Annotated in this window: 6 protein-coding genes and 1 pseudogene; 2 read left to right on the top strand and 5 right to left on the bottom strand. The window is 47.6% G+C overall.

What is annotated here, in order from left to right:
* Positions 1 to 1,169: T9SS type A sorting domain-containing protein (locus CALK_RS13065; protein WP_204365313.1), on the top strand; the 1,169-nt coding region annotated here is incomplete at its 5' end.
* 49 nt (positions 1,170 to 1,218) lie between these two features.
* Positions 1,219 to 1,413, top strand: a pseudogene (locus CALK_RS12945) (cupin domain-containing protein); the annotation flags it as partial.
* Positions 1,414 to 1,421: 8 nt separating this feature from the next.
* Here CALK_RS12945 and CALK_RS10320 read toward each other — a convergent pair.
* The 5 genes from CALK_RS10320 to CALK_RS10300 form a co-directional block, all read right to left on the bottom strand.
* Positions 1,422 to 2,834, bottom strand: coding sequence for an SLC13 family permease (locus CALK_RS10320; protein ID WP_022637611.1), 1,413 nt, complete (start codon positions 2,832 to 2,834; stop codon positions 1,422 to 1,424).
* Positions 2,835 to 2,836: 2 nt separating this feature from the next.
* A complete protein-coding gene (locus CALK_RS10315; protein ID WP_022637610.1) occupies positions 2,837 to 3,427 on the bottom strand; it encodes a hypothetical protein in 591 nt (196 codons plus the stop codon).
* Between the two features lie 101 nt (positions 3,428 to 3,528).
* The gene (locus CALK_RS10310) at positions 3,529 to 4,296 is read right to left on the bottom strand and encodes a substrate-binding periplasmic protein (protein WP_022637609.1); all 768 of its coding nucleotides are present in this window, start codon (positions 4,294 to 4,296) and stop codon (positions 3,529 to 3,531) included.
* A 71-nt stretch (positions 4,297 to 4,367) separates the two neighbouring features.
* A complete protein-coding gene (gloB, locus tag CALK_RS10305; RefSeq protein WP_022637608.1) occupies positions 4,368 to 5,093 on the bottom strand; it encodes a hydroxyacylglutathione hydrolase in 726 nt (241 codons plus the stop codon).
* An 8-nt stretch (positions 5,094 to 5,101) separates the two neighbouring features.
* Positions 5,102 to 6,154, bottom strand: a complete 1,053-nt coding sequence (locus CALK_RS10300) for an aldo/keto reductase (RefSeq protein WP_022637607.1) — start codon at positions 6,152 to 6,154, stop codon at positions 5,102 to 5,104.
* Between the last annotated feature and the right edge of the window lie 114 nt (positions 6,155 to 6,268).

Below are 6,268 nucleotides of genomic sequence, written 5' to 3'. Positions count from 1 at the left end.
ACAATAATCTTGTCTACACCTTTCATTTTTATGAGCCGATTCACTACACACATCAGTATGCTTCGTGGATAGATATGGGCGAGGGTGGTGTCTATCCTGATCCCCGTCGAATTGAAAGTTTTGACGGTGAGTGGTATACAGCACTGTTCAACAGCCCGAAAATAGTTGATGATGAGAGCTGGCACTGGTATGAAGGGGTGATGCATACGGTTGAGGACGAAAAAATAAAGGTCTTACGGCCTACCGTAGTTGGAGCATCAGGGATTGGCAGGGTGTATTATGATTCTTTGGTTCTTACGGAGTATGATGAAAGTGGCATACTTACAGATACCATATTCTTTATGCGTGCGGAAGAGAGTGAAGCTCCCTATTTCTGGAGTTCGGATGGCTCAGGGACTGGGGGTACGGTGGCAGAATCGGGAAGAGAGTATTTCTTTATCGAGAATGTCGCCCAGGACGGCAACCTCAGTTCGGATTCCTGGCGAAGAGTTGCTCGACAGGGATACAGCTACCGGCTTGACGGCAAGATGAGACGGGAGGCCGCATCTACAGAGGGAGTCGCTCAGATCAGGCTTGATTTTGAAACCGGTGAAGGCCCGGTTCTTACCCGGGGAAAAGATGCGCTTGAACATAGTATTGGTAAATATTTTGCCTGGGGAGAGAGGACAAATACTCCACTTTATTGTGGAGAGTTCGGTCTTATGAATCACTGCTTTGATAATCGCGGCGGGCTTGACTGGGTGAGAGATGTCGTTGATATTTTTAAAAGCTCGAATATTCATTTCACCTATCATACCTGGAATGAGGATAATTTCGGTATCTACGATGATTACGGCTCACTCCCCGATACCACCCGGGCAAATGATGCTTTGATAGACCTCTTTACCCGCCTCCTTGGAGGTGAAACATCTGTTCTGCCAGATGGTGATGGAAAGCATGGGTATACACTGCATATCCGGGATGGAGAGATTGGTTTTTCTCAGGATATGATGGGAAAACCTCTTCAGGTGTATGATATGCGCGGTCGGCTCCTCTATTCTTTTCCTGCACCCGCCGGAGGGCGACTGTCCTTGGGGGATTTTGGGGAGAACGGTATCCCCAATCTTTCCCCGGGAGTCTATTTTTTGCGGGTGGATGACGGTGCTGCCCTGCGGTTTTATATGCCGTGAGGAGGCGTTTTCCCGGTAATGAATCTAGAAAGCTAGCACTCATTCTGCGCCCTATGACACACTTTTTGCTGTTGTTAACGGGCAGCCCCGGGTGCAGATTGAAGATGTGGAATATACACTTACAGCGGGAGAGCAGATTATCATGCCGGTGGATATTCCCCATGGCGTAGCAGCACAGGATACACACGTTAAAATGGTTTTAACCATAGATTGGCGGGCGCGAGTTGGGTATGGGGAAAAATGACCACGATTTCATATTCCGAGGCGGGGCCAGTACCAGGTTGCAGCACTCACACAGAATATCCATGAGATCGTGTTGAGGACAAGGCCATATCGCAGAGTACGGGCAGGATTTACCTTTCCCGATCCGTAAATAATGGCCATGGCAGGCGTGCTCATGGGAAGCATGAAGGCAAGCCCCGAAGGAATGGCAATGGAAAGGGTTGCCAATTCGGGAGATATTCCTGCACCGGGAGCCATTCGTATAGCCGCCGGAAGAAGAATCACGATAACGGCGGCATTACTGACAAAATCCGTAAGAATGATTGAGATGGCGGCGATAGCGCCTATAAACAGTAGGGGAGAGAGTTGAAGGGTGCTCAAATGCGTGTCCACCATCAACTCCAATACGCCAAGGCGGTCAAGGGAGGTTCCCAGGGCAATGGCCCCTCCGTACATCAGTATAATCCCCCAGTTTATCTCATTTTTTGCTTCCTCCCAGGACAGAACATTGAGAACAAAAAAGAGGGATGCACTGATAAGGGCAATATTTGCAATGCCGAAGCGGGCATTTCCAAATACCCACAGGGCTATGGTAACTGAAAGAATAACTCCGGCTTTTATCTCTCGAAAATGTATCTTTGGCAGGGGCGGTAATGCTGCAATATGTATGGAACTGTGGGCATCATCTTTCAGGGTAAGGCGAAAAAACAGCAGTACCAGGGCTCCCAAAATATACATGGGCGGAGCAGCGGCAATGATCCATCGCCCCATGGATATATCTGCGGCACTCATTTCCTGAAGGATTCCGATGGCCAAAGGATTTCGTGCACCCCCGAGAAATGTGACCACTCCGCCGATAATACACCCCCATGCCATGGAGAAAAAAAGGTACTCCTGAAAGGGGCCGCTCTTTTTTTCTGTTTCAACAAGGGGAAGGATATCCCGCAGAATTGGGTACATAAGTGCTGCCACGGCATGTTCCGGCATAATATGTGAAAGACCGGCAGAGAGAAAAAATACACCGCAGATGAGGGAGTATTTTTCTTTCCCGCATGCTCTGAGCACTGTAACGGCAATACGTTTGCTCAATCCGGATGCCTGAACTGCCGCAGAAATGATAAAGGCGCCAAGGATAAAAAAGAGGGCGCTGTTGCCGAAAAAGGAGTATACCTGGCGGGCGGCCATCACTTCAAAATGGGCCAGCAGGCCCAACACCAACAGGGATGTTATGGCTAAGGGGAGGAGATTGCTTACCCAGAGAATAACCGCAAGGACAAATATTACCATTGCCCGATAGGCTTCAGTGGACAGGGCAGGATCGGGTGAGTCCCCGTGGATAAAGACAAGGAAAAGCGCCGTGAGAAGAGCAAGGACGAGGGCATTACGGTATTCCCGGAGAAACAGCAGGGGCAGGGGCCGCATATCAATGTGAAAGCGTCTCATTCTTATAACCCGCTTGATTCAAAGGAGTCAGCCGTCTCCTGCACCATAAGGCGTCTCCGAAGGTTTCTGCTTTCAATAAGAAAGCGAAGGGAAATTTTCTGCTGCAGGGAAAGAGACCCTTCCTGAAAGGGGGGGAAATAGCGAGCAAAACGGAGGAGTTTCCGGGAGCGGCTTATTTCTTCCGGCTGAATTACCCCTTCGCTGTATGACAGGGGGATAAGGTCCTGGGAACGGCACTGGGAAATAGTCTCGTTGTCTCCTTTCTCTGATTTTACAAAGAGGGCTCCCGTCCCAAACAGAGTGTGGGCATAGGTGGAGAGGGTGAGAACAGGGGAGGAAATTCCGTCGATAATGAGTCCGTGAATTCCCGCAGCAAAGAGTTCGTGCAGATTTTTACGGGAAAAATCTGCGGTGGATATCGCAAAAAAAATAAGTACATCAAGGTGTGCCTGTATATGGGCAGTCCGTTCGGACAGATTTTCCGGGATACCTGCGGGGCTGCGTAAAAGGCAGTACGGCCTGGTACGTATATCCTCTATACGCTTGTGGAATTGTGTATCTGTTTTTCCTAGAGATAGTGTAATTGCCTTCATAGAACCTATAGTTTATAAAACATATATGTGTTTTAGGAAATATGCGTCTCCAGTAACTTTCTGTGCAAGTGATATGTTACCTTTTTATACAGTATGATCTCTTAGTTGCGTACATTCTTTCTTTTAAAGATCTCTTCTACCCGGTATTTTTCTTTGAGAAGCTCTATTGCAGAGGCATTTTCTTCTAAAAAGGTATTAAATTTATCAATTATTTGGGGGGTATGAATTGTAGAAAGATGTCTCGTACTGTGTACAAAGGGAAGGTTTTGTGCAAAAACGAGACGATCTTCAGGGTCCCACTGCTTCATGTGGTGATATGCTACAGCCACATTAATATAGGCTCCGTCTATTCGTCCCTGTGCCACTTGTTTTAATAGCCCGGAAATATCGCTGTTTTCGTGGATATAGATTGTTTCTTCAGAAAGTGAGGGGAGGTATGGTTTGGGGGTAAATCCTCGGACAACCCCAAGGGTATCAAGGGAATTAAGAGATATGGTGTCTCTTCCTTGCTGCACCACTACTCCGTCAATATAGGATACAAGGGGGGCACTATAGAGAACCTGCTCCTCAGATTTTATTTCCGGGGCCCAGTATGGATTATCGGGAATACGAATATCAATGTTTCCAGCTACAAAAGCTCGATCAAGACGTTTAATCGGGTAGGCAGTATAGTGGAAATAGTATCCCTTCTTTGTGGCAAAAAGGTCGAGTAATTCGCGCTCAAAGCCGGAAAAGATCATTCCGTCATAGGCCGAATAGGGTAGATAACAGTGGAAATCCTGTACTCCCACGGTAAGGGTATCTCTTCCCCACACTGTTGTAAGAACAATAAAATATATCATCACGCTGCGGATTCGGTGTAGATACATAGCTCAACTCCCCGTGTGTGTACACTCCAATAGTGTACAATAACAGGAGAAAAATTACTGTGTTTTTTTTATTACCACCGATCTTTTGCCCGACGTAGGGCACAAAACACCTCTTTCGAGGATGCTCCGGGAAGAGAGAGGTGCTCTTTTATTTCAGGAGAGTCTGTGCGAAAAAACGGGTTTATTGCTTTTTCACGGCCAATTGTGCTGGGAGTTGAGCAGGAAAGGAGGGTTTTTTCATACGCAACGATATTTTTATTAGATGGCTCCATGGTGCGGGCAAAGGGGAGTACTTTTCTGGTGTATTCGTGGCCAAAATAGACACGCGTTTCTTCCGGCATGGCTTTTAAGCGCTCCATGGAATGAAACATTTCTTCACAGGTTCCTTCAAAAATTCGTCCACATGAGCCACTAAAGAGGGTATCGCCGGTAAAAAGGGAGGCAGAAGCAGATGAATAATAGGCACCTGATGTTTTTGTATGACCGGGCAGAGACAGGAAGTACAATTCGTTTTTACCCAAGGGAAGGGTTTCACCGTCATGAAGAGGATGTATCCAAGAAAAGGGAGCTGGCGCCGGACCGTAGACCGGCGCGTGTGTTCTCTGTGATAGCGTCGCAGCTCCTCCCATATGGTCCATATGATAATGGGTCAGAATTATTCCGGAAAGATCTTGGGGATCTTCTGTGAGCAGTTTCAGGATTGGTTCTGCCTCGCCGGGATCTAGAAGATACCGGTGTGGCCCGTGAGAAATAAGGTAGGCATAGTTATCAGTCAAAAGGGGAATTGTTTGTATCATTGTTCCTCCTAGTATGGGGCGGGAAATGTCTGGAAAACCTCTTCAACTTCTTGACGTGCTTCATCGCAGAGGGGGCGTTTGAAGGCATCGATATCTTCCTTGAGTTGTTCCATGGTTGTTGCGCCAATAATCGGGGCGGTTACCCCTTCAATTGAGGCACACCACGCAAGAGCAAGTTGGGCAGGGGTGTATCCATATTTTTGAGCAATTGCTCCGTACGCAGCAACAGCCCGATGCGCAGCTTCAGTATCACGAAATGGGGTTGAATCTTTCTTCAAGCTCCAGCGAGCACCTTCAGGACGTGCCCCCCGGTGATATTTTCCTGTAAGAAGCCCTCCTGCAAGGGGAGACCATGGAAGATAGGCTATGTTTTCATGTCTGCACTGTTCCAACAGGAAGGGCCAGTCTTTTGCGTGGGTGAGATTAAACTCATTTTGTACTGAGACGATACGGGGAAGCCCATACTCTTTTTCGAGCTCCAGATAAGACTGTATCCCCCAAGGTGTATCATTGGAAAGGCCAACATATCGCACTTTTCCCGTACGAATCACCGCGTCTATTCCCAACAACACATCGTGCATATGAGCTTTTTCTGCATCGACATCAACCTCTGAAAAGGATATCTTTCCCGGCCACTGTTTACCAAAGTGTGGGGTGGCCCGTCGAGGCCAGTGCAGTTGGTACAGGTCGATATAGTCGGTTTGAAGACGCGCGAGCGAAGCATCAACCGCCGCAATAACGGATTCCTTGTTTAAGACACTTCCTCCCCGAACCCATGAAAGTCCAGGGCCGACAATCTTTGTTGCCAGTACAATGTCGGATCGTTTTTCCCTATTTCTCTTGAGCCAGTTTCCAATAATTGTTTCAGTTTTTCCGTACGTTTCCGGTGAGGGAGGAACAGCATACATCTCTGCGGTATCAATAAAGGTAATTCCCTGCGAGAGGGCGTACTCTATTTGAGAATCTGCATCCTCCTGGGTGTTTTGGAGTCCCCAGGTCATACTGCCTAAACAGACTGAGGAGATACGGAGAGAGCTTGAACCTAATTGTGTATACTGCATAATAGCTCCTTTGTGTAGGTATAATAGCAATATATGTTTCTATATCCGTCAAAGAAAAAAGATTCTCACATGGCTCTGTTGATGCGCCCCTCTTTTTTGTTACTGCCGTAATAT

The sequence above is a fragment of the Chitinivibrio alkaliphilus ACht1 genome, from assembly GCF_000474745.1.
Taxonomy (GTDB): Bacteria; Fibrobacterota; Chitinivibrionia; order Chitinivibrionales; family Chitinivibrionaceae; genus Chitinivibrio; species Chitinivibrio alkaliphilus.
Note: the sequence above shows the minus strand (reverse complement) of the source record. Positions and strands in the feature narration are given on the sequence as shown.